The 23808-nt window shown below is 38.1% G+C and carries 17 protein-coding genes; 7 read left to right on the top strand and 10 right to left on the bottom strand.

Going from position 1 to position 23808, the window contains the following annotated elements:
* Positions 1-49: 49 nt before the first annotated feature.
* The 5 genes from WC080_01035 to WC080_01015 all read right to left on the bottom strand — a co-directional run bounded on the left by WC080_01035 (position 50) and on the right by WC080_01015 (position 6482).
* Positions 50-712: a DnaJ domain-containing protein gene (locus tag WC080_01035; GenBank protein ID MFA7243861.1), complete on the bottom strand. Its 663-nt coding sequence runs from the start codon at positions 710-712 to the stop codon at positions 50-52.
* Positions 713-810: 98 nt separating this feature from the next.
* Positions 811-1503, bottom strand: a complete 693-nt coding sequence (locus WC080_01030) for a hypothetical protein (protein ID MFA7243860.1) — start codon at positions 1501-1503, stop codon at positions 811-813.
* A 103-nt stretch (positions 1504-1606) separates the two neighbouring features.
* A complete protein-coding gene (gene dnaK / locus WC080_01025) occupies positions 1607-3505 on the bottom strand; it encodes a molecular chaperone DnaK (protein MFA7243859.1) in 1899 nt (632 codons plus the stop codon).
* Between the two features lie 464 nt (positions 3506-3969).
* A complete protein-coding gene (locus WC080_01020; protein MFA7243858.1) occupies positions 3970-5628 on the bottom strand; it encodes an ATP-binding protein in 1659 nt (552 codons plus the stop codon).
* Positions 5625-6482: a UbiA family prenyltransferase gene (locus WC080_01015; protein MFA7243857.1), complete on the bottom strand. Its 858-nt coding sequence runs from the start codon at positions 6480-6482 to the stop codon at positions 5625-5627. The genes WC080_01020 and WC080_01015 overlap by 4 nt, the downstream gene beginning before the upstream one ends.
* Positions 6483-6656: 174 nt before the next feature.
* Between WC080_01015 and WC080_01010 the strand changes: the two genes are divergently transcribed.
* The 3 genes from WC080_01010 to idi are packed head-to-tail and all read left to right on the top strand — an operon-like array spanning position 6657 to position 8711.
* Entirely contained in the window at positions 6657-7097 is a 441-nt protein-coding gene (locus WC080_01010) for a secondary thiamine-phosphate synthase enzyme YjbQ (GenBank protein MFA7243856.1), read from the top strand.
* A gap of 1 nt (position 7098) precedes the next feature.
* Entirely contained in the window at positions 7099-8169 is a 1071-nt protein-coding gene (locus WC080_01005; GenBank protein MFA7243855.1) for a polyprenyl synthetase family protein, read from the top strand.
* Positions 8170-8201: 32 nt separating this feature from the next.
* Complete coding sequence (idi, locus tag WC080_01000; GenBank protein ID MFA7243854.1) at positions 8202-8711, top strand: isopentenyl-diphosphate Delta-isomerase; 510 nt, start codon at positions 8202-8204, stop codon at positions 8709-8711.
* A gap of 248 nt (positions 8712-8959) precedes the next feature.
* Here the strand turns inward: idi and WC080_00995 are convergent, their stop codons facing one another.
* Entirely contained in the window at positions 8960-9553 is a 594-nt protein-coding gene (locus WC080_00995) for a class I SAM-dependent methyltransferase (GenBank protein MFA7243853.1), read from the bottom strand.
* Positions 9554-9657: 104 nt separating this feature from the next.
* Here WC080_00995 and WC080_00990 point away from each other — a divergent pair, with 104 nt between their 5' ends.
* From WC080_00990 to WC080_00975, 4 genes are all read left to right on the top strand, one after another.
* Positions 9658-9954 (top strand): hypothetical protein, encoded by a 297-nt coding sequence (locus WC080_00990; GenBank protein MFA7243852.1) that lies wholly within the window; start codon positions 9658-9660, stop codon positions 9952-9954.
* A 254-nt stretch (positions 9955-10208) separates the two neighbouring features.
* Entirely contained in the window at positions 10209-10697 is a 489-nt protein-coding gene (locus tag WC080_00985) for a GNAT family N-acetyltransferase (GenBank protein ID MFA7243851.1), read from the top strand.
* Between the two features lie 284 nt (positions 10698-10981).
* Entirely contained in the window at positions 10982-11563 is a 582-nt protein-coding gene (locus WC080_00980) for a GNAT family N-acetyltransferase (protein ID MFA7243850.1), read from the top strand.
* Positions 11487-12773: an aspartate aminotransferase family protein gene (locus WC080_00975; protein ID MFA7243849.1), complete on the top strand. Its 1287-nt coding sequence runs from the start codon at positions 11487-11489 to the stop codon at positions 12771-12773. The genes WC080_00980 and WC080_00975 overlap by 77 nt, the downstream gene beginning before the upstream one ends.
* A 4-nt stretch (positions 12774-12777) precedes the next feature.
* On the opposite strand, the gene WC080_00970 is transcribed toward WC080_00975, so the two are convergent.
* The 4 genes from WC080_00970 to WC080_00955 are packed head-to-tail and all read right to left on the bottom strand — an operon-like array spanning position 12778 to position 23658.
* Positions 12778-13443, bottom strand: a complete 666-nt coding sequence (locus tag WC080_00970; GenBank protein MFA7243848.1) for a 4'-phosphopantetheinyl transferase superfamily protein — start codon at positions 13441-13443, stop codon at positions 12778-12780.
* 1 nt (position 13444) lies between these two features.
* On the bottom strand, positions 13445-16399 hold the full coding sequence (locus WC080_00965) for a condensation domain-containing protein (GenBank protein MFA7243847.1): 2955 nt from the start codon (positions 16397-16399) through the stop codon (positions 13445-13447).
* A complete protein-coding gene (locus WC080_00960; protein ID MFA7243846.1) occupies positions 16392-22625 on the bottom strand; it encodes an amino acid adenylation domain-containing protein in 6234 nt (2077 codons plus the stop codon). The genes WC080_00965 and WC080_00960 overlap by 8 nt, the downstream gene beginning before the upstream one ends.
* A gap of 13 nt (positions 22626-22638) precedes the next feature.
* The gene (locus WC080_00955; GenBank protein ID MFA7243845.1) at positions 22639-23658 is read right to left on the bottom strand and encodes a histone deacetylase family protein; all 1020 of its coding nucleotides are present in this window, start codon (positions 23656-23658) and stop codon (positions 22639-22641) included.
* Between the last annotated feature and the right edge of the window lie 150 nt (positions 23659-23808).

Here is a 23808-nt window from a genome sequence, read left to right as displayed (position 1 = left end):
ATTGTCTTTACACTTTCATCTTTTCTCTTTAGACTAGCGCGTAGCGCAGCTAGCGTTGCCACCAAGATTTCTTCTTTGATTCGGCTTCCTTAAGCTTCTCCCATAGCTCCTTTTGCTCCGGTGTGATTCTTTGAGGCATTTTTATGTGCACTATCACATTGAGATCGCCTTTCTTACCCGACTTGTTGTATGCGCGACCCTTGCCAAGAAACCGAAAAGTAGTTCCATCCTGAATGCCAGGTGGGATATTTAGTTCAATATTTTCACCACTAACATTGATCGAAATTTTTTCACCGAGAACAGCTTGCGCGGGGCCAATCTCAATCTCAGCAGACACGGATGAAAAAGCAGCACCAAAGAAATCATCAAATATATCGCCAAGCCCGCCGCCGCCAAAGCCCCCAAAGTGGGCCCCTTCGGGACCGAATCCACCGAAATCTTGCCCTTGGAATCCGCCAAAATCGAAACCGCCAAATCCACCGCTGCCCTGTCCGCCTGCGAATGTTGAGCCAAATTGATCGTATTGTGCCCGTTTCTGTGAATCCGAAAGAACTTGATAAGCTTCGTTCAGTTCTTTGAATTTCTCTTCCGCTTTGTCTCCTCCGCCTCGATCCGGATGACATTCCAAAGCAAGCTTCCGATATGTTTTTTTGATTTCGTCGGCGGAAGCCCTCTTGTCCACTCCTAGAATTTTATAGTAATCCTTGGACATGATATATCTCAAAACTTAAATTTCAAAAGTCAAAATTTCATCTCAAATATTTAAATATTTAATTCCTTATTTTTGAGATTTGAAATTTGAGATTTGAATTACTGGACAGAAGATGCTTGATCTCCGGTAGTTGAAATTGAATCAATCGTTTTTCCGGAATTGGCATCAACCTGTTTTACAAATTTATTATCCTTGCTGTTGTATTCGACTGTCCATGCCAGCCAATTATTCGGGTCTCCGTGCTTCAGGGTAAGTGTAACTCCGGTCAAAGAATTGTTTTCACGAAAAGTCTTTCCGCCATTTTGTTCGGCAATTTGAATTGCCGTCACATATTGGAATTTCCATAGGTTTGTATTTACCGGCTTCAGTTCCCCTAAATAATCGCTTTTGGGAATTATTGCCCGAATAAAGTTGCCGGTAAGCTCAGAAAATGTGATGGTCCAGTTATTTGCAGCATTGTCCGGAGAAGTAAAAACAAATCTGTCATTTCCCGAGTTTAAGGCAAGGTCGCCTGGCAATTCTACCACCAACGCCGAAAATGCATTATTTGGATCAGCTGCTGTCGCATTCGTAACTGCTTTCTGATATTCAGCCTTCACTAATTCATCGTAATCTTTGGGATCTATATTGGTAAGATTGGTAATGATCTGAGCGGCATCGGTAATTTTTTTAGCTTCCGCAGCTTCCTTATTGGATTGAATTCTCTTGTCAACATATGACCAGATAAGGGCGATCACAATCGCCCCAACAATGATAATGACGGTAATTGGCCTTTTGAAGATATCCAACATTGCCCCTCCTATAAGCTTACATCCTTAACTTATCGCTGTTAGCTTATTGCAATTCTATCAAGAATCGGCCCGACCAGCAAGGTCGGGGCCAATTCGCCAAAATTTATTTATTTTCTTCTCCCTTGTCGTCTGGCTTTTCCTCTTTGCTAGCACCATCTTTACTTTCATTTTCCGGTTTTTCAGGGGCTTGTTGCGGTCCAGCCTGTTCGTACATCTTTGCGCCCAGTTCCTGAAGCGATTTTGATAGTGATTCGGTTTGAGTCTTGATTTCTTCTGTGTTGTCGCTCTCTTTTACTCCCTTTAGGGCCTCAATCTTGCTCTCAACGTCGCTCTTTAGATTCGAGTCAGCTTTTTCTCCGGCATCTTTGATAGTCTTCTCGGCAGTGAAAATCAAGCTGTCAGCCATATTTCTGGCATCAATAAGTTCTTTTTTCTTCTTGTCTTCTTCGGCGTGAAGTTCAGCATCCTTCTTCATTTTCTCGATGTCTTCGTCGGAAAGGCCGGAGGAGCTGGTGATTGTAATTTTTTGCTCTTTGTTAGTGGCCTTATCCGTTGCTTTCACATTCACTATGCCATTAGCATCAATGTCAAAGGAGACTTCAACTTGCGGGATGCCTCGTGGAGCTGGAGGAATGCCATCGAGGACAAATCGGCCAAGCGTGCGGTTGTCAGCAGCCATTTCGCGCTCGCCCTGAAGGACATGGATATCAACTTGTGTCTGGTTGTCTGCTGCTGTTGAGAAAATCTGTGATTTTGAAGTCGGAATAGTCGTGTTTTTGTCTATAAGCTTGGTCATCACGCCACCGAGTGTTTCAATTCCGAGAGATAGGGGAGTGACATCGAGAAGAAGAAGGTCCTTAACCTCACCGCCCAAGATTCCACCTTGAATTGCAGCGCCGATTGCCACAGCCTCGTCCGGGTTTACGGAATGGTTTGGCTCTTTGTCAAAAAACTTTTTCACTGTTTCGCGAACCTTAGGCATCCTGGTCATACCACCCACAAGAATCACTTCATTGATATCCTTGGCGGTAACGCCGGCGTCTTTCATCACAGTTTCACATGGCTTAAGAGTTGCTTCGATTAATTCGCCGACGATATCTTCGAGTTTGGCTCGGGTAATATTCATCGTCAGATGCTTCGGGCCGGAAGCATCGGCAGTAATAAATGGCAGATTAATTTCAGTTTCGGTTGTCGAAGAAAGCTCAATTTTGGCTTTTTCTGCGGCTTCTTTTATACGCTGAAGCGCAGCCGTGTCTGAGTGAAGATCGATCCCCTGATCCTTTTTGAACTCATCGATAATAAAGTCCATGATGCGTTGATCGAAGTCATCACCACCGAGATGAGTGTCACCATTGGTCGCCTTGACTTCGAAAACGCCATCGCCGAGCTCAAGGATGGTAATATCAAAAGTTCCACCACCGAGATCATAAACTGCGATCTTTTCATTTTTTTTCTTATCGAGGCCATAAGCAAGCGAAGCGGCAGTAGGTTCGTTGATAATTCGTTTCACGTCAAGACCAGCGATTTTGCCCGCATCCTTGGTAGCCTGTCTTTGTGCATCATTGAAGTAGGCTGGGACGGTGATTACGGCGTCTGTGACCTTCTCGCCAAGATATGTTTCGGCATCTGTCTTTAATTTTTGCAAGGTAAAAGCTGAAACTTCCTGCGGGCTATATTCCTTACCATTCATGACAACGCGGATTGAACCGTCGGAGGCCTTCATTGTTTTGTAAGGCATTTTTTTAAGGTCAGCCTGTGCTTCCTTGTCGTCAAAATTGCGGCCGATGAAGCGCTTTACTGAAAAAATCGTGTTTTCTGCATTGGTCACAGCCTGCCTTTTGGCCAGTTGCCCAACGAGGCGATCGCCTTTTTTAGTCTCGGCGACAATTGATGGACAAGTGCGCCCGCCTTCGGCAGTCGTAATAATTTTGGCTTCTCCGCCTTCCATTACGGCAACGGCAGAGTTTGTCGTACCCAAGTCAATTCCGATAATTTTACCCATTTTTCTCCTTCGTAGAAACTTAAGAACTTATGGACTAATGAACCCAAGAACCACTTTGTTGAATACTTGTTCTTGCGTTCTTTGGTTCTTTAGTCGGGTTGTGTTTGGCTGAAGGCCAATCTGCTTTGGATTATGGTGACCCGACCCCTTACCAAGGAGCCGCCCGGAGGGGGTAGGCAACTCCTTGGTAAGGAGCCAGGCCGGCAAATTGACCTTCTTTATAAATGTAAAGTATACTTTACATAATGTCAATGCCTCGACTTCGCTCGGCACAAGTACTTGGCAGAATTATCTTTTACAGAAGCTAATAATTCCCAAATACTTCATTAAATGACAGGGGCATTGATCCCGAGTGCAATCGAAAGACATCTAAGTTCTAGCTTAGTTCAATTTACCTAGGACTAATACGGAAATATATCCAATTTATTAGACATTTGATATTAGGAATTTGTCATTCCGTTTTGCTAGTGCAAAACGGCTCCTTCTCCTTCGTGAGGGTCGAGAGGTTTCTCCTTCAAAATTGGCAGTGAAAAGTAAAACGTCGTGCCTTTATTTTCGCCATCAGACTCAAACCAAATTTTGCCTTTGTGGAGATTAATAAATTCTTTTGAAATGTACATGCCAAGGCCTGTGCCTTTGACCTCATCTTTAAGTACGTCAACCTGAGTAAATTTGGAGAATACCTGGTCCTGCTTTTCTTTCGGGATACCGCGGCCATTGTCTTTGATCGCAACAGTGATAAGCTTGTCCTCGGCTGATGCCGAAACTTCGATCTTGCCACCCGGATCAGTATATTTGATTGAATTGCCAATAATATTGATGAGGATTTCCATAATTCTTGTCACATCAAACCAGGTAAGCGGCAACGCCTTTTCTGGTTTATTAAACACAAGGGTATGATTGGCTTCTTTTGCCTTCGACATAATCTCGCCAATGGCTTGGTCTATCAGCTCTTCTATTGGCTTTTGCTCATAGATCAAGTGTATTCTGCCAGATTCAATACGTGAAACATTGAGAAGATCCTTGATCATGGATGCCAACCTTTGCGAAGAAGAATATACCTTCTCGAGATAGCTTCGCACCTGATCGGGGATTTTGCCGCCAAGCCCCTCCTCCAAGATCATGGACATATACCCCTTAATAGCTGAAACAGGCGTATTGAGCTCGTGCGATGCCATCGATATAAAATCATCCTTGAGCTGATCCATTTTTTTAAGATCATCGTTTGCCTTTTCAAGTTTCTTTGCCAAAACCGCCAAATCTTCCCGCTGCTTGATTTCAACCTGAACTGACTTGATTAATAAATATCCACCGTAAGTTGCCAATCCCCAAATAATAGCCTTTATCGCTCCTTCGCTCAGCGTGTTGGAAATAAATACTTCAATCAATAATGAAACCGAAAGCGCGATAACAATAATTTGGGTTGCAATCAACTTGATATCAAAAAGTTTGTCTTTAATAATTGCGTACGCCGTAAATCCCAGAAATATAAGGATTGAGTAGTCACCGAAAGAGTCAAATTTATTTGAATCGACTATCAAATTTATCAAAGCGTTAAAAATTAGGTTGCCAAGAAAAAATAAAAATACACCAACAAGAAAATACTTTAATTTGCTTTTTCCTTCAGTGTCGAGATCCTTATATTTTTGGAGCAGAATAAATACTGAATATCCGCCAATCAGGCTAATGGCAAGTACGTAACATAACCACAAAGGACCATAATTGATTTGATTCCCCCATGTTTCCGAGCTAGTACTGTCAATTATCAGACGAGAAAATGTGACAGTAAATAATAATACAGTTCCAAAAGCCACGATGGCATAATCGACAGCTCTCGTGGTTTTAGTCTTTTTAAAGAAATTAATTACAAAAAAATATGAAAGAATGATAAAAATTGTTACAGATGCAAAATTCAATTTTGCCCAAATTGCTGCTCTTGTTAGATCTGCGTCCACAACCGAAAAATATGCGAATAACAGCCAAAGTATGCCAAAAAACGACATTGCTACGAAAAAGCGGTTTTGCGTCCGTTTACGATCTGACTGATAAACGAAAAATGCGATAATCGAAGTTAGGGCAGCTCCCAATATTAGAAATAATAATTTTATTAGGTCTATGCTCATATGCGTGTTAAATTCAAGCCAATTACGACTAAAAGTGCCCAAACTATGAACTCAGAATCTGCATAAACATAATAATATGACATTTTTTTGGGATACTTTTGGGAATTATTTAGACAAACATGAATAAAAGGGATTAATATTACAAAAACTAGTGCCCATTTCGGAAATATACTATTGATAACCCCAATTACTATTGGGACAACAGAAACGAAATTTAATATTTTTGCGTATAACATATACCTTTTTATCCCAAAGTAGACAGGGTAGGTTTTTAGGCCAATTTTCTGGTCGCCAGCAATGTCTTTAACGTCAAAGAAGCTTGTGTTTAGAACCCACCTTAACAAAATAAACAGAAAAACAAGCAGAAAAGTCATTAGATTTGAAGAAATCTCAAAATAAAGATAATAAAATGGTAATAAAAGTGCCCATGTGATTGACACGATTATTGTTTTCAGGCCGATAATTTTAGACGTCAAATCTTTCAGATATTTTGTGTACGTCCATCCGATAAACAATGGGATAAAGCTGAAAAATATCGCTCCCCATGTTCTTTGGTAAATCATAATGACGTATGCGAATACTAAATAGGCCAAGATCTCGATTTTAAGGCTTTTGAGGCGATTCTTTATATGCTCTGTTCTCGAGGGATTTGTTTCTATATCCGTTTCGAATTCTTCTAGTCTATTAAAAAGATAAATCGCTTGGGAAAAGCAATACACCACTATTAATATCGCCCAGTCATAACTGCTGCCAATAAGTTTTGCAGCGGAAAATACAATGCCTGCAGAGCCAATTGATAATAGGTGTCCTCCGTAAATAAATTCACTCCAAATTGTTTTTAGAACCTTTGACATTCAAAATCCCCATCCAATTTTCTTCTTCCATTTTACCTCAAAAGTTCCAATTCAAAAAGTAGAGTAGCCCTAGATTGACAAAATGAGATATTTCTGGTATATTTTGATGTTTGAAAAAACTGATATATGCGAGTAAGATTGTTTTATATTTAAAATTGAACGGAGAAGGGAAAAATGAAAAAGGTTCTTTCGTATACTACCAACAAAAAAGCGGAAATTATTCCAGTCACGGAGGATATAGAAAAAGTTGTCACAGAAAGCGGAATTAAAAATGGTACTCTTTTTGCTTATACGCTCCACACTACTTTAGGTTTGATGATGCAGGAATCATGCGAGCCGCACCTTTGTGAGGATATCATCGACCAGCTTACTAAAATGGTGGATGATGACGGAACCAAGTACAAACATAGATGCACAGATAACCCGAAAAAAATATGCAAAACTGATGATATCAATGGTCCAAGCCATGTTCGTCAGGTCCTCACCAATCAAAATATCATTATCGATATAGAAAATGGAAAGCTAAACCTCGGCACATATCAAGACATAGGACTTATAGAGCTCGATGGTCCCAGAGAAAACCGCAAGGTATTAGTTAAAATCGTTGAGGACTAATATGGGTGCCAAGGAACAACTAGCAAAATTCAAGAAAATTTTAGATAAAGAGCTTGAGAAATATCTAAAGGGAAAAGTAAGTGAGGCGGCAAAAATTTCTCCTTACGCCAAAGAGCTGATGGATCACATTTATGATCTGACCCTCCGAGGCGGAAAGAGAATTCGAGCCGCTCTTTTGTATTATAGCTACATTGCCCATGGCGGAAAAAACAAACGTGAGGCGATAAAAGCAGCGATGTCGATGGAACTTTCGGAAACATATCTTCTTATCCATGACGACATAATGGATGATGATGTGTTGCGCCGTGGCGGGATGACTATTCATGAAAGCTATCGCTTGATCGCGGAAGATAAGTTCAATGGAAAGACCAATTCTAAAGATTTTGGCAGCGCTCTTGGAATTTTAGCCGGTGATATTTCTTGTGCGATGAGTAATGAGATTATCTCGAACTGTAAATTTGCAGCCAATTTCAAATCTCGAGCTTTAGCAGAGCTTAACAAAATTTATGCAGTTGAAGGTATGGGTCAGGCGCTCGATATTTTTTCTGAAATTCGTGATGACGTAAAAAAGGGAGATACAATCCAGATCCATGAGCTAAAAACCGTACCCTATACCTTTGATGGGCCAATCAAGCTTGGGGCAATGTTAGCTGGTGCAAATGACCGCGAAATAAAGAGACTTGAAAGATATTCATATCCATTAGGTACTGCTTTTCAGATTCAGGATGACATCTTGGGCATGTTCGGCTCAGAAGAGAAAGTCGGTAAACCGGTTACTTCAGATCTTAAAGAAGGCAAAAAAACCTTACTTATTCTTGACGCACTTGAGAAAGCAACGCCAAGCCAGAGAGACAAAATTCTTCTGAACCTTGGCAACAAACGGGTAAATATCCGCGGTCTTGAATCTGTCCGCAAAATAATTGAGCAAACAGGTTCACTTGATTACTCCAAAAAATTAGCTTCGGATTTAGTCAAAAAAGCTACAAACGCTCTTAACTCAATGAAACTCGAAAAAGAAGGCAAAGATTTCATGCTCAAGCTTGCTGATTACATGGTCAAGCGAGACTATTAAATTTTCATTTTTCATCTCTAACTACAAAATTTATGGAACAAGTTGTTCTAGTTAATAAATCAAACCGAAAACTAGGAACGGAAGAGAAACTTGAGGCTCACAAAAAAGGCCTTCTCCACCGCGCATTTTCGGTTTTTGTGTTTAACAATAAGGGTGAGCTTCTCTTGCAAAAAAGGCACTCAAGCAAATATCACTCTGGTGGTCTGTGGTCGAATACCGTCTGTAGTCATCCACGACCAGGGGAGCGTTACATTTCAGCTGTTCATCGTAGATTACATGAAGAGGTGGGATTCGATTGCCCAGTCAAGAAAATAAAGCCGTTCATTTACCGCGCTGATTTTGATGATGGGCTTATTGAAAACGAATACGATGTTGTATTTATTGGCAAGTATAATGGGCCGATTCATCCGGATCCGGCTGAAATTGAGACCACGAAGTGGATTTCATTAAGCGCTCTAAAAGACGATATCTTAAGAAACCCGCAAAATTATACATTTTGGTTCAAGAAAATCATCAAGATGGGGATAATTAAACCATTTTAAGATCTCTTCGACCTTTGACATATTTCCTGTGTGTTGCTAAAATATCCAAGTGGCTCGTCAAATGCTAGCCCTGACGGCCTTGGGAATTTCAGTATGTGCGCTCCCTGATGATGTTCCCCTACACAAGTCCCGGGATTTATTATCCGGGCCTTCAAGTAGTGTTACTTGACGCACCAATGTATCTTTTTCTTGAAGGCTCACCCAAAAAATCACTCTTCGACAATTTCAGAGTGATTTTTTGGTGGAAACTAGACAACTTTCTTTGCTACAATTCGAAAAAAATTGTGGTGGTGTTTGCCAGTCGGGCCATGATTATCATCGACGCTTTCTTCTTCGAAAAATTCGATCTCAAAAAATTTTTTCATAAATTCAATATCCGATTTTGTATAAAAGTGTCTGACATCATGATCGTTGATCAGAAAAGAATTATTTTCGGGTCTTCGTAAGTTTTTTTCTGACAATTTGTTGAAAAACGGATCAGAGATATTAAAAATTGCTAAAAAGAAAATGCCATCCAGCTTTAATGCATTATGAATTTTTCTAATAATCCTTTGAAAATCAGCATATCTAATAAAATCCAAAACATGGTTTGCAAGGATTACGTCATAATGGTTTTGAGGAAACTCAAAATCCAATAAGTTTTCATAGATGATATTTATATTTTTCAAATGTCCAATTCGTTTCTTAAATACAGAAATCTTTTCATCATCAAAATCAATAGCATCAACGTCAAAACCGTTTTGTGCAAAATAAACAGAATCTTTGCCGGAGCCAAAACCAATGTCCAGAATCTTTGCCGGATTTTTAAAATTGACATATTTGTTAATTAAACCTGCGTCCATATATAAATGATTATATCAACCAGAAAGCGATAAAACATTACTCGAAGACAATTTCCAAAAATTGCTCGAAAAGATCTGACGCAAATATGCACTAAGGAGAAGCCGTGACAGAAAGAATTCCAACTGAAAAAATTGATAGGCGGGCAAAAAGCCATCAATCGCCAAAAAGTATTGTCAAAGAACTATACTATTTGCTTGATGGGGTAGACGATTTTGGAGATTTTGATAATTTGTCTGACTGCATCGATAGCTTTATGAGGTCGGGCGACAATAGAAAGCCATCCTCGGTTATATATATGGAAACGATAGAACAGAACAAAACATTTAAGGTTGGTTATGATTCTCTAAAATCCAATCCGAGAGACATTGACGAGTTCGTGAATAAAATTTTGATTCCTTAAAGGGGGTGTAGTAATTGGCACACAAGCCGAAGAAGCAGTCAACTGGCAGTTTCAAGGGTAACCGCGACCAGCACCAGACCAAGGCACCCAAGGGTCCGCGCGCGCCGAAGGGCCATGGCCAGGGCAATAGCTATAAGGCGCCGAAGTATCGCTGAACGCGGTGTCACAGTCCGAACTCTGGGATGCTTGCTCAAGAAGAGCAAGCATCCCAGCTATTTCACCTAAAAAGTTGAAAATGGTGTAATATTAAAAACATGACGAACAACAGAACAAAAATCAGAAAAGCGATCGAAGCGGACTATGGGGCCGTAAATTCTCTGTATTTTGAAACTTACAACCTCTACTTCAGAAATATTCCAGATTCTTATAGAAAAACCCCCAAAAGAGTACTTCCTAAGGGTACCTTTCTAAATATGATCGAGGATGAACAAAATGCACTTGTCGTGGTAGCTGAAGTTGACAACAAGATTGTTGGTTTTCTTTACGCAACAATTGAACGAGAGGATGACAACGAGGTAGCGCGGGGCTACAACAGAATTTCCGTAGATGAAGTATCGGTCCTGCCAAACCATGCTAGACGGGGTGTCGGCTCACAACTATTACAAGAGGTAGAAAAATGGGCAAAAATAAAAAAAATCTCTGACTTAACGGTTCTGGTTTACGACTTCAATAAAAACGCAATAAATTTCTACAGCAAAAATGGATATGTGCCCTACAGTATCAAGATGAACAAGAAACTTTAAGGATTGCAAACTCACCCAAAAAATCACTCTGAAGAATTTGAAGAGTGATTTTTTGGTATCTGAATATAATTTTTTATTTTCACTCGCACAACACGTCTTATAAACCATGCAGGCAGGCCTGGTCTTGCCTGTTTTTGGTAGTACAACTATCTGACAAATTTTAGATCTCTTTGTCTGGTGACGCATATTTTTTAAAGGCTCAAATCGATAATAATTTATGGTCATGATTGAAGTAATAATTATTGAATGATAATATGAATCTAAAATAATTAATCAGGTTTAACATGTTTGGACAAAAAATCTTTTGCGGAAAAGACAAAAAGAATCGGGAAATTTTTATAGTTCAACCTGAAACAAAAAACACAGCTCTATTGGTGTCTTGGCTAAATGATGCTGAGGTTATGCGATTGCTAGATCCTCATGCAGAAAAAACAGATGAAAACAAAGAAAATATACGATTAAAAGAATTTCAGTCTTCAAATCAATGGTGCATGTGGCAGATAACCGTAGAGGATGTTTGCGTGGGTGCTGTTTGGCTCCATGATATTCAATTTCCTGAAGCCACCGCATTTACTGGGATCATGATCGGGAACAAAAATTATTGGGGCGATGGAATTGCAGCCATTGTAGAACAATGTGTGATTAAATACGCCTTTTCTGAACTTAATCTTGAATATTTATTTGCCATTATTTTTGAACCTAATATTGCTAGCCGCCGAGTGTTTGAAAAACTTGGTTTTAAGGAATATGGCATTAAACCTGCGGCCGCTTTTATTGATGGAAAATTATATGACGGTTGGGAAGCGGTTTTATCTAAAAAAGATTGGAAAAATAAAAATGAACAATCTGCTGCCAATAACCGATGAAATTGGGATTTATAACCCAAACTTATTAGTAAAAAAAGCACAAGGAAGTTACATATGGTTTGACGGTCAAGATAAGCCCTATCTTGACCTTGTGATGGCATATAGTTCTACTAATTTTGGCCACTGTAACCCGACTATAGTTAAAGCGGTTAAAAAGGCTGCCGAGCGTCTGGATAACTTCCCAGCTTTTAATACAAGTGAACGAGATGATCTTAGTGGTGAATTAATAGATCATCTTCCGTTTCCCGGCAAAGATTATCAAGTATACTATACGGTTGGAGGTGCCAAAGCTGTTGATGTGAGTATTAAGTTGGCACGTATATTTACTAAAAGACACGGTGTTATTAGTTTTGACGGTGCATTTCACGGGTATATTAATGGATTAATCGGTATAACTGATCGTGGATATTTTAATGAGAGTTACGATACAATACAAAATATGCAAATATTTCATTTGCCTTTCCCTGATATTAATATTGGACCCTCAATTGATGTAGCCCTAACTCAACTAGAAGACCTTATTTTTAAATATAGGGAGAAAATTGGTGCAATAATTCTCGAACCAGTGCAAGGTGCAGCGGGTTTTAGAGAAACAGAGCGTTATTTTTTCGAAAAATTACAGGAAATAGCGAACCACCACCAAATCATTATTATCGCAGACGAGATTCAAGCCGGGATAGGTCGTACCGGTTCATTTTATTCTTTTGAGCGTTATAATTTTCAACCAGATATTGTCTTACTTGGTAAATCACTTGCTGGTGGATACTATCCCTTGAGTGCCATAATTGCCCGAAAAGAATATTTTGACAATATCGGCCCTGATAAATCTGGATTAGATTCAACTTTTTCTAATAATGCTTTTGGTATCAGTATTGCCCGTGAAGTTGTGCGAATGATCAGTGATCAAAAAATTTTTGAGAAGGTCCAGGCGAAATCCATACTATTTCGAACTTTGATGAGCCAATTACATCAGGAATATCCAACAATTGTTCTTAAGACCAGTGTTGTTGGCCTGGCGTGCGGCATACAGACACCTAGTTCAAAAATTGCCGCCTTAGTTAAAAAGAGAGCTTTTGAGAAGTGTTTGATTATCCAAACTTCTGGGATTAACGGTGATTATCTAAAAATCGCTCCGTCATTATTAATAACTGAGCAGGAGCTTAAACAGGCTTTTGATTTGCTGGGCTCTGTTTTAGCCAACCTTTTCTGAACAATCAGCCCAAGTCAATTTTGTTTAGATTTACCTTAAAATTTCTATTTTTGCTAGCAACTGAGAGTATATATTTATTGCACTTGAAAGAGTTAACGAAGATAGGCGATCCGGCATGTTGTATTAATGCCTGATCTTTATTTAATAGTGTAAAAATACGTTTTTTAATCTGTTTATCAAGGCCGATACCCAGTAATTTTGAATAGGCCTCTATTGATGTCCAGACTTGAAAAAGTCGCTGAGTTTTATTGGTTCTGGAATGATCAATATATGACATTTCCTCGCGGGTGAAAAATTTCTGAATTTCCCTAATGTCTATCGGAATAATTTTTTCCAAGTCAACACCTATTTTACCGTCGGTACTTATACCAATTGCGAGTTTTGATCCGCTATGTGATATATTAAAATCAATTTTATTCGAGTAGTCGGTTAAAAATGGTCGGCCATAATTATCCCTAGAAATTGAAATCAAAGCAGGTGATATCCCAATCATTTTAGAGCAGGCTTCTCTAATATACGAGCACCAAAGCAAGTAAGCTGCCCTGTCAGTTTCTTTTTTAAATTTTTTTCCTCTCTCTTTTTCTTCATCTGTACAATGAAGTTGAACAGAGTCAATTTGTTGGGCGTATGACTCTGACCAGCTTATTATTAAAACTTCGATATTAATCATGTTATTTAATTTTATTTAACTCAGCTAAAAAACCATTAAGGACAGACGAAGCTGTATCGTCAGATATTAGCTTGTCGAGATAACACCCTTTTATGTGTCCGTTGCTTGTGCGTGTTTCAATATATACTGTTAGATCGATATCAGACATCTCTCTTCGCCAATAACCTGTATTTACAAAATAATTTTGCTGTTTTGATTTTAGGGCATCTTCTTGCTGTTTGGGGTAATTTTCATATACAAGTAGTGTCTGGAATAAGTCTTCAGTTTGTTTCAGCCCCAATTCTCTTTTAACCTCGTAGGCTGACAGATATTGATAATCATTACTGTTTTGAAAATCTTTTTGTATTGCTTTTGCTGCTTTCCAAAAATTATAGTTATTTTTGAATTGAAACCTTAAGGGAATATCATTAAAAAATAGTCCAATAATTTCCTCCGAGCCTTTCAAACCAGCTGGGCGCTGAGAGACAGTTATTCCTATCACAACCTCTTTTGTCTGTCTAAAGCGGCATAAATTAATAGCCCAGGCTGTCTGAAATAAAGTATTTAATGTTACCTTATGTTTAGCTGCCAAGGTGCCGAGCCTTATCAATAGCTGATCAGGCAGATCAATCAGGTTCATTTTGACATCATATGATAATGAATTATCTTTGGTCACTTCTCGCGGAATTGATAAGGCTGACTTAGTCCCGCTTAGGTATTTTGTCCAGTATTTTTTTGCCTCTGATATATCTTTGGTGCTTAGCCATTCGATATATTTCTCATATGAAGGCCTTTTTACGGGATGGAACTCAGTCTTCCGCATCAGTGCGTCATACTCGTCCATAATCTCTTTTAAAACAAAAGCAAAGCACCACCCATCCATTATAAGCACATGAAATCGGAGAAAAAATTTAAATTCTTTTTTATCTAATTTAAAAAGAGAGATGCGAATCAATGGCCCATTTTCAACAGAAAAAGATTTAAGGCGATCGTCATGAATCGCTTTTTTGATAAAAGTATCCTTATTTTTTGTCGACTTCTGAGAGATATCGATGTAGTCAAGTCTAATGTGTGAATGTTTAATAGTGCATTGATACCAATTTCTTTCAACTTTACAGAAGAATGCACGGAGTGAACTATTCCGTTTTATGACATTGTTCCAGGCCGATTCAAAAATCATGTGATCCAGATTGCCCGTGTAAGTAAAAGTTGATTGGTCATGAAATAGATCTTCTTTCTGGCCTGATTCGAGAAGTCCTTTCTGCACATTTGAAACCGGAAGTACTTTTTCTAGCTGACTACCATATAGACTCGTAGTAAAATCCATCACTGCTTTCGGAATTGTTTTTTTATTCTTTGTTTTGATATCAGCTTTTTTGCCTGGCTTAAGGCGGTCAGAGAATATTTTACTGGCTATTTTTCCAGGAGTTTGATATTCAAAAATGTCTTGAGGAGTTATTTTAATACCAAGGGTTAAAAGTTTTGATACTAACCGTAACGAGGTGATTGAATCTCCTCCGAGTTCAAAAAAATTACTATCAGTATCGATGATATTACCTGGAAAAAGATTTTTCCAAACTCCGATTAATGTATTCAAGATCATCGGATTATATTTGAGTTTGACCCCAGAATCGTCATACTTTTTTGACTGGGGTAAGAGATTTTGACGCTTTATTTTGTAAATCACAACACTTTCTTCCGGATTATTCAAAAAATTATTTAGTTTTTTCTTGAAGTCTTCTAATAAAATTTCAATCTCTTCGCTGCTATAAAACTCGGGCCGATAGGTAATTTTTAATAGCATTGAACTATCCGACCAAACAAGATCGGTAGAGATAGGGTATGGTGTTGATTCCAGGTGGTCTAGTAATTCCCAGTTCACTCCTTTAAAAATATGGTTATCCTGTTTGTGTGATGAAAAAGCAAAGATAGAGTCAAAAGGATCGTTAAGATCGTAACCTGAAAATAATTTTTTAATTTCACCTAAAGGCAAATGGTTATATTGATTTGTTTTATACCAATCTTCCTGAACTCTTCTAATCACTTTTAAATACGATACATTAGTAAGCCTGACTTTTAGCGGAATGGTATTTATGCATACACCGATAAAATCGCCCCCTGATTTATCTAGTGGCTGAACGGAAGTTGGAATGCCAAGAATTGTTTCATCACGATTACAAAATGAGCAATATACAATACCCCATATTCCAGTTAATATACTTGCCAGGGTTAAGCTATTAGTTCGACTAATAACTTTTAGTCTGTCACAAATATTATGGTCGAATGTTAGAGATTTGGATGAACTTAGAGTTGTTTTCAGTTCGGTTCCCTTTTTGTTAAAGTTCACTCTAAAGTTCTGACAATATTCTTCCCAAAATTTTTTTGCGGTCTTTTGATTTTGCCCTGACAACCAAATTACATATTCTTTATAGGTTTTATTCATGATGGTTTTGGGGGTCCTGCCAGCAACAATTTCTGAGTAGTAGTAAGCAATGTCATGTATGATGATTGGAATTGAGCCACCGTCAAGTAATATGTGATGATAACTGAATAAAAATCGGAAGTTTGAATCGTTTATCTTAAAAATCGCCAAACGGTAGGGAGCTCTTAATTCGAGTTCAAAGCCTCTCGAGCGGTCCTTTGTCTGATAATTCAGCCAACAACTTTCAAATTCTCTGGAAGTTAAATTAGATAAATCCTTATAGATAAAGTTCACATTTAAATTATCAATTACAAATTGGAGTGGTTCGTTTCCGTTTCTGTAATCAAATAAGGTACGAAAAATAGGGTTGTTTTGTACCAATAGCCGCCACGACTCTTTAAATGCTCTAATATTTAGTTTGCCTGTGATTTTAACTGCCATTTGTTCCACATACAACTGTGCTTGTGGGCTCGCAATTGATTGGAATAATATACCTTTTTGAACAGGGGATAACGGATAGGCAGCTTCAATTTTTATAGAATTAATTTTACCCATTGCTAATCGTCCCGGCTAACCTATTTTGAATTTCTGACAACCTCTCATTGCTAAAACTGGAAGTTGGCATCTCAATTTTTTTATCTCTTTTAGAACTGTCAATTTCGGCACTCAGATTTTTGATGTTTATTTCAATTTCCTCCACCAATTGATTCATCAAAGATATCGGAAAGCATTCTTGGTCATAGGTACACTCAATAACCAATCGGCCTTCTACCAGATAAGTATTTATTTCCAATTTATATTCTAACTGGCGTCGCGGATCAACTGTTTGGTCTGGAATAAGCTTGTAATTGGAAAAATAACCGTTTGAATTCGCCCTACACATCTCCCCAAGAAAGTTTATCGCAATATCAGGTTCTGGAATTTTTTTGAGCGGATTATTCATGCTGCCCCTATATTTCAGAAGGCCATAACTAATTCCATCATCTTTCAAATTCTCAAGATCTTTAGCGATTGCATGTGCTTGGGCTATATTTCCGTCCATATTTAATTTAACCAGAAAAGGATGAATGACTGTAAACCAGCCAATTGTTCGACTAATATTGAAATTATTAGGAACATGGCTGCGCCCATGCCGTTCAAGCATAACGGCAATTTCGTCAGATGCGAGCCATTTACAGAGAGCTCGTGTTAAAATTGATATAACTAAATGTTCTAGCTTTAGTGAGCTATTGTTTGCTATGAAGTCAGCAATTTTTTTTGAAAAATTTGCATTTGCTCCTAAGGAAATTATTCGATGATTTCCGTTGTTTTTTTGCGGAATTGAAGATGAAATCGGTATCTTATTGTCTTTTAGAATTTTTTCCCAATATGGCAATCTGCTTGAAACAATCTTCTTAAAAGATCTTTTTTCTAGGTATGTAGCCCATTCATGCAAATTTGAGCCGAGACTTTTCTGGTTATGATTATTTTCTAGTAGGGCGTTATGATAGTTTTTTTCTAGATCGTCTATGAATATGCTCCATGAAAAAGCGTCTATTATCAAATGATGAGCCACTATAAATAATTTAAATTCCGAGTTTCCTTTATCTGAAATTGTAGCCACGATAATCGGACCCTCTTTAATATTAATCATCTTATTCATGTTTGAAAGAATCTGCTCATCGTTAAGTTCATCAGCCGAGTACTCAAAGATGTATTTGGAAAAATCAACAGACTTTATATATTGCTGTTCGAAATTATTAAAACGTAATGAAAATGCCGGATGCGCTTTAAGTGTGTGTAAAAGCGATTCTTTTAATTTCTCTGTATTCCATTTCTTGCCTTCAATTACTACACACTGGTTATACCAATTTGGATTACCGAGCGACTTTTCTAGAAAAGATTTTTGAATTGGAGTGAGAAAGAATGGTTTTTCCGAAATGGGGATCGATCCAATGTATTGTTTTTTAATCACAAAAGAGGCGAGTTGGCATATTGTCGGGTGTGCAAAAAAATTTTCAATATCTAGCTCGTAGCCCTGAGATAACAATCTTGAGATTATCTGTATGCTGGAAATTGAGTCTCCTCCGAGGTCAAAAAAATTGTCATTTATGGTAATTTCGTTATCTTTAAATATTGATTTCCAGGTCTCAAGCAAAATTTGTTGTTTCTCAGACAAAACTTTATCAAGCTTCTCTTGGTGATTAGCAATATCAATTTTAGATAATAACTTTCGGTCTGCCTTGCCATTATGATTTAGCGGTATTTCATTCAACTGAATTATTCTTTGGGGAATCATGTAGGCCGGAAGTTTGGCTTGAAGCGAACTTCGTATGGGATTCTCTTCGATCTGCCCCTGACCAGTAATGAATGCATATAACTGCTTCGAGTTACCAAAGTTTTTTACAATAATTACAGCCTGACTGACATAAGGGATATCTTCAATTTGGTTCTCGATCTCTTCAAGCTCTATTCTATATCCTCTGATTTTTACTTGAAAATCAGTGCGACCATAAAAGTTGATAGTTCCATCGCTATTCCAGCTTCCAATGTCTCCTGTTTTATACATCCGTTCTTTGTTGCCAGAGAAAGGGTTGGTGAGAAATGCTGCCTTAGTCTTTTCATGATCATTTATATACCCTTTTCCGACTGCAATTCCAGAGATATAAATTTCACCTTTTATGCCGATAGGGCACCTATTTAAAAATGAGTCAAGAATGTAAATCTTGACATTTCCTATTGGTTTACCAACGGGAATAGGCGTATTGGGAATGGCTTCTTGTTTTGTCAAAGTGTACAGATTGGTGTCATCAGATGCTTCCGCTGGCCCATAGGCATTGGTAAGGGGGATTTCAGGATAAATAGCGTACCAACTCTCAACAAGTTTATTAGAAGCAGCCTCGCCGGTTGTCAGCATGTGGCAAAGATCATTAAGCCTATTGTTATTGACATGATGATTGATATGTTCAAGTAGAGCAAATAGATACGAAGGAACAAGTTCAGCGATCGTGATTTTATCTTCAATAATTGACTCAAAGAGTGCCTTTAGATTCAGCTGATGATCTTTCGAGTAGATTATAATTTTGCCTCCAATTAGCAAAGGGGCAACTAATTGCCATATAGAGATATCAAAACAATGAGAGGCTGTTTGTGCCATAATGGTATTTTCTTTAAGGTGAAAAAATTTAATCATTTCATTGCAATGATTAACCATCCCCAACTGTTCTATCATCACCCCCTTGGGTTTGCCTGTCGATCCAGAGGTAAAAATAACATATACAAGATCATTCATCGATCCGCGGATATTTAAATTTTCCATATCTGCTTCCTTCTTTTTTTGCACGCTATCAAAATGCAAAAAAGGCACCTCAGTGATCACCCTCTCTCTGCTATATTCATTTTTGGAAATTATACATGAAAGATTTGCTTGCATTGACATTTGCCGGATCCTATCATCTGGAAAATCCGGTTCAAGAGGAACATAAACGGCTCGTACTTTCCATATCGCAAGAATTGAGATGATCAGATCAATGCCTCTGGGCATTAAAACGCCAATTTTATCATTAATGCCGATTTTATGTTCCAGGAGCTTCCTTGCTAAAATATTTGCTTTTTGATTGAGAGTTTTGTAATCTATGGTTTTGTCACCACTGGTAGCCGCAATCTTATCAGAAAATTTACTGATATTCTTTTCAAATTCTTGGATAAAACAAGAATTGGGAATCGTTATATCAGTAGAATTGAAATCTTCTAGTAACTGTTTTTCTTTTTGTGTTAAAAAATCGATCTTAGAAGCATTTTGTTTTAGATCATTGATTGAGTTATGAAAGATATTTTCATACCAATTCATAAATTTTCGAAGAGTTTTCTCGTTAAATAGATTGGTGTTATATTCCCACAGCAATTCAAAACCGCAATTTAATTCTTTGACCGTGAGGGTAAGATCAAAAAGTGCAGTTGCCGGAAAGGCCCTTTGACGTTTTACTTGCAAACCGATTACCTTAGAAGTGCCTTCTTCAGCAATATAATCAAACATTACATTAAATAGGGGCTGAGAGTCTTTTTTGCAGTCATTCTGAATTAGTTTGAGAATATGAGGTAGTGAAAGGTTCCTGTGTTTAAAGCAATGTATAAATTCCTTATTTTGTCTTACTAGATATTTTTCTATTGGTTCTCCGCTCCGCAAAGTTGACCGGATAGGTAATGTATTTAAGAAAACACCAATATCATTTTCACTGTTGTCATCTCGCAGGCTGACAGCCGTGCCAACAGTTAAATTAACCTGATTTGAAAGACGATGAAGGAGTAAGGAAAAAATATTTCGAAAAAGAGAGAAAGGGGTAATGCCTAGAGCCGTAGCAGTTTTGGATCCTTCTCGGGCCAATCGCAAAGGTAATGGATGTATAATAGTCTTTCCATTGTTTTCTGTTGTTTCATTCTTGGGATTGTCATATGGCAATGAAGTCAAATTATCATCTGCTCGGGACAAATATTCTTTCCAAAAGGTTTTTTCATCATCTGTAGGTTGTGAATGCATAGAATTAATATTTTCCACCAACTTGTAATCTTGATGGTGTTCATAATAATCCCAAAATTTTTTAGATATAATTTCCATTGCTCTGGCGTCCATAACAATGTGATGGGCATGGAAGATCAGCAGTCCTTCTACTTCAGACAATTTCAAATAATAGGCTACAAAGAGCCAGTCTTTTTCCAGATCCATGGGAATGTTGGCAATATGTTCCTGGGTTTGCCTGGCCTTTTTTCTTGCTCTGGAGATATCCAGATTTGAATAATCACGGAGACAGAACGGATATGATTTTTCATTTTTAATCACTTTTTCAATTTTATCGAACCTAAATCTGAAATTGGTGCGTAATTTAGGAAATTGACTAATTAGAAACTCGAAACTTCTTTGAAGTCTGTTTGTATTTATTTGTCCATTAAGTTCAAACACTTCAGTTAGTGTATATGCTTCCGGTTTCTTGGAAGTATAGTTGGCGGCCCAAAATAACTTTTCTGGGTCTGTTAACTTTTGGTCTGCAAATGTCTTATCATGTTCTTTTTCTGTCTCTGAAGCTTCTTTTTCTAGGGCGCGAACGAAATCATTAAAAACAGGATATTCAAAAATTAAATTTATGTTTGCATGAAAGTCTGTATTTTTATTAATCTTCGAGACGATCCGCATGGCGGAGATAGATGATCCGCCTAATTCAAAAAAGTTGTCTTCAAGAGACACGGAGTTCGTGCCCAAAATATCTTTCCATATGCGTGCTATTGGAGAGTCAGAAATTACGCTGTCGTTAAGAGTATCTGTCTCAGTTTTTATTCTGACGGGTTTTATTTGAAGTGCATGTCGGTCGATTTTTCCGCTTGGGGTCAGAGGCATTGAAGGAATATGGATGAAAACCTGGGGAATCATATGTGGTTGCAACTTGGAACGAAGGATATCTCGTGTTACTGTTAAATTTAAATCTTCTGAGGCAGTAAAATAACAGACCAATTTGTGTTCCTTGTTACTTTCAAGACATCCATCAACAACCACGCATTCATTGATTTTTGGCAGCTTCTTAATTTCTCTTTCGATTTCTTCCGGGCTCATCCTAATGCTATGTAATTTTATTTGAAAGTCATTCCTTCCAACATAATAAATTTGCCCATTCGCATCTTGTTTTACAAGATCGCCGGTCTTATACAGATAACCGACGCCAAAAGGATTAGGGATTAAAACTTCGTGAGTTTTTGCGCTATCCCCGATATAACCGGCAAAAACTCCAACGCCGCCTATACAGAGTTCGCCAATTTGGCCAATAGAGACTCTTTGACCAACCTTGTTTAATATATAAATCTTGTATCCAGGTAAAGCTTTGCCAATAGGAACTGCATTTTTTATTTTCCGGTCTAGTTCAAAGGTGGTAACTCCTACTGAAGCTTCTGTGGGTCCGTATGCGTTAATAAAATGTGGAACCAATTCATACATTCTATTTGCTAAATCAGCAGGGCATTCTTCGCCTGCGGACACTAAAGTTGAGAGTGAAGAAAGAGAATCTTTGTTAAGGTGCCCGATAACAGTAGGCGGAAATATTGCTGCTGTTATACCTGACTCGATAATGTATGATGATAACTTATCAATATCTAAAATCACTTCTCTGGGCGGAATATAAATAGTTCCACCGGCAGCAAAAGTTGGGAAAATCTCTGATAGGGACGCATCATACGATAGGCTAGCAAATTGAAGTACCTTGCTGTTTTTATCAAAATGATATGCCTTTTTAAAGTTTTTAATAGATTGTACAATACCGGAGTGTTTGATCAGCGCCCCCTTAGGTCTCCCCGTTGATCCTGATGTAAATAGACAATATGCAATTCTATCGTCTGGAATTTTTATTTCTTTATACTTGAAATCTTTGACGGTTATGATCGACCGAAGGTGAATAATTGTTTGTTTTTTGCTTGAATAATATTCTGTGTTTCCTGAAACGATAGTTTTAATCGTGGCTTTATCGCAAATATATTCGATGCGCTTTGCTGGTAGGTTGGGATCGATAGGAACAAAAGCATGGCCTGATTTTAATATGCCAAGCATAATAATTATCGAATCAACCGAACGATCTGTAAAAAATCCGATTTTATCCTGTTGAAGCGCAGGGGAGTGACTGGTCAATTCAAAAGCAAGGCGATTAGCGCTTGTTTCGATTTCTTTATAGGTATAGGATTTTTTGAAATCAACGACGGCAATTTGATTGGGATTTTTTTGAGACTGAAACACAAAAAAATCATGTAGTAGCTTAACATTATACATAGCAAAATAATACTCACTTTAGAGCAAAAAAGTCAAAGCATGGCTTGGTTTTTAAGCTGTTCTCCAGGCCAATAGTAAAATTCATCAAAGCTTCGCTCAACGCAGTTTGGTTGTAACCCCCTTCAAGAACCACCCCAGTTGGCAAAGACAATGATCCAATCATCCGCCCTATCTCCTCGTAGTCGGGTGAATCAAGCTGCGTAACTGGTGGCAAGCCCATCGATTCAAATTCGCGTTTGTGGGTATCAAATCCAGCCGATATTAACAGATATTGCGGGTCAAACATTTGGATATGTTTAAGCGAAAAATTCAGCAAGGTCAAATATTCTTCTGTCGAGATACCAATTGAATAAGGGAGATTCAAAATACTTCCGTCATTACCGATCTCGTCAGACTTTCCGGTATGCGGAAGCACCAGATTTGGATCAGCGTGAAGCGAAGAGTAAAATACGCTTGAGTCATCTTGGAAGATTTGTTGAGTTCCGTCGCCATGATGAGCGTCAATATCCAGAATTGCTACTCTTTCTCCATCCTCTTTTAAAGATTCGGCTGCGACAGCAATATTGTTCATGTAACAAAAACCATGATAATAATTTTTCCCAGCGTGATGTCCTGGAGGGCGTGATAAGGCGACAGCAAGGTTTGACCGAGAGCTTTTCAACATTTCGGCTGCTGAAAGAGAGCATTTTACCGCAGCAAGTGCGCTTTTATATGTATGTCTCGAAACAGGAGTAACGCTCGTTTCCTTATCTGAGTCAAATGACGTAATTAGGGCTTCGCCATCCTTTGCTCTTAGGCTAGTTTGTTTCAGTTCCTCTATCATTTCGGCTTCGTGAACCCGCCGAATTATATCAATAAAATCAGACTCGTTTATTTCTTGCAGAACATTTAAATAATTTTCTCCATACCTTCTGGCAATCCATGAGACAATTTTCTCCAGCCGCCCAGGTACATCCCAATCATTTCCTTCACTGTCTGTAAAGCCTGTATGCTGCTCATGTTCATGTGAAAAATAAAATTTTCCTTCTACCATTATTTCCTTCCACAATTTGATGAGTTGATACTCTTGCAAACTGTTTTTATTTAAGGATAGTTATGCAACTAATATGCTGAGCCATCAGGATTCCTTCATGATTTAGAGAATCATCAATTGTGTTTTTGCTCAAATTATAGTTAATATTGA

The organism is Patescibacteria group bacterium (genome assembly GCA_041674405.1).
Lineage (GTDB): Bacteria > Patescibacteriota > UBA1384 > XYA2-FULL-43-10 > XYA2-FULL-43-10 > JBAYVT01.
Note: the sequence above shows the minus strand (reverse complement) of the source record. Positions and strands in the feature narration are given on the sequence as shown.

Coding starts and splice junctions, on each gene's coding strand:
- WC080_00995 (MFA7243853.1), bottom strand. CDS start 9,553: ATGGACGCAGGTTTAATTAACAAATATGTCAATTTTAAAAATCCGGCA.
- dnaK (MFA7243859.1), bottom strand. CDS start 3,505: ATGGGTAAAATTATCGGAATTGACTTGGGTACGACAAACTCTGCCGTT.
- WC080_00965 (MFA7243847.1), bottom strand. CDS start 16,399: ATGGGTAAAATTAATTCTATAAAAATTGAAGCTGCCTATCCGTTATCC.
- WC080_00975 (MFA7243849.1), top strand. CDS start 11,487: ATGACGGTTGGGAAGCGGTTTTATCTAAAAAAGATTGGAAAAATAAAA.
- WC080_01015 (MFA7243857.1), bottom strand. CDS start 6,482: ATGTCAAAGGTTCTAAAAACAATTTGGAGTGAATTTATTTACGGAGGA.
- idi (MFA7243854.1), top strand. CDS start 8,202: ATGGAACAAGTTGTTCTAGTTAATAAATCAAACCGAAAACTAGGAACG.
- WC080_00970 (MFA7243848.1), bottom strand. CDS start 13,443: ATGATTAATATCGAAGTTTTAATAATAAGCTGGTCAGAGTCATACGCC.
- WC080_01010 (MFA7243856.1), top strand. CDS start 6,657: ATGAAAAAGGTTCTTTCGTATACTACCAACAAAAAAGCGGAAATTATT.
- WC080_00955 (MFA7243845.1), bottom strand. CDS start 23,658: ATGGTAGAAGGAAAATTTTATTTTTCACATGAACATGAGCAGCATACA.
- WC080_01005 (MFA7243855.1), top strand. CDS start 7,099: ATGGGTGCCAAGGAACAACTAGCAAAATTCAAGAAAATTTTAGATAAA.
- WC080_00960 (MFA7243846.1), bottom strand. CDS start 22,625: ATGTATAATGTTAAGCTACTACATGATTTTTTTGTGTTTCAGTCTCAA.
- WC080_01035 (MFA7243861.1), bottom strand. CDS start 712: ATGTCCAAGGATTACTATAAAATTCTAGGAGTGGACAAGAGGGCTTCC.
- WC080_01020 (MFA7243858.1), bottom strand. CDS start 5,628: ATGAGCATAGACCTAATAAAATTATTATTTCTAATATTGGGAGCTGCC.
- WC080_00980 (MFA7243850.1), top strand. CDS start 10,982: ATGTTTGGACAAAAAATCTTTTGCGGAAAAGACAAAAAGAATCGGGAA.
- WC080_01030 (MFA7243860.1), bottom strand. CDS start 1,503: ATGTTGGATATCTTCAAAAGGCCAATTACCGTCATTATCATTGTTGGG.
- WC080_00985 (MFA7243851.1), top strand. CDS start 10,209: ATGACGAACAACAGAACAAAAATCAGAAAAGCGATCGAAGCGGACTAT.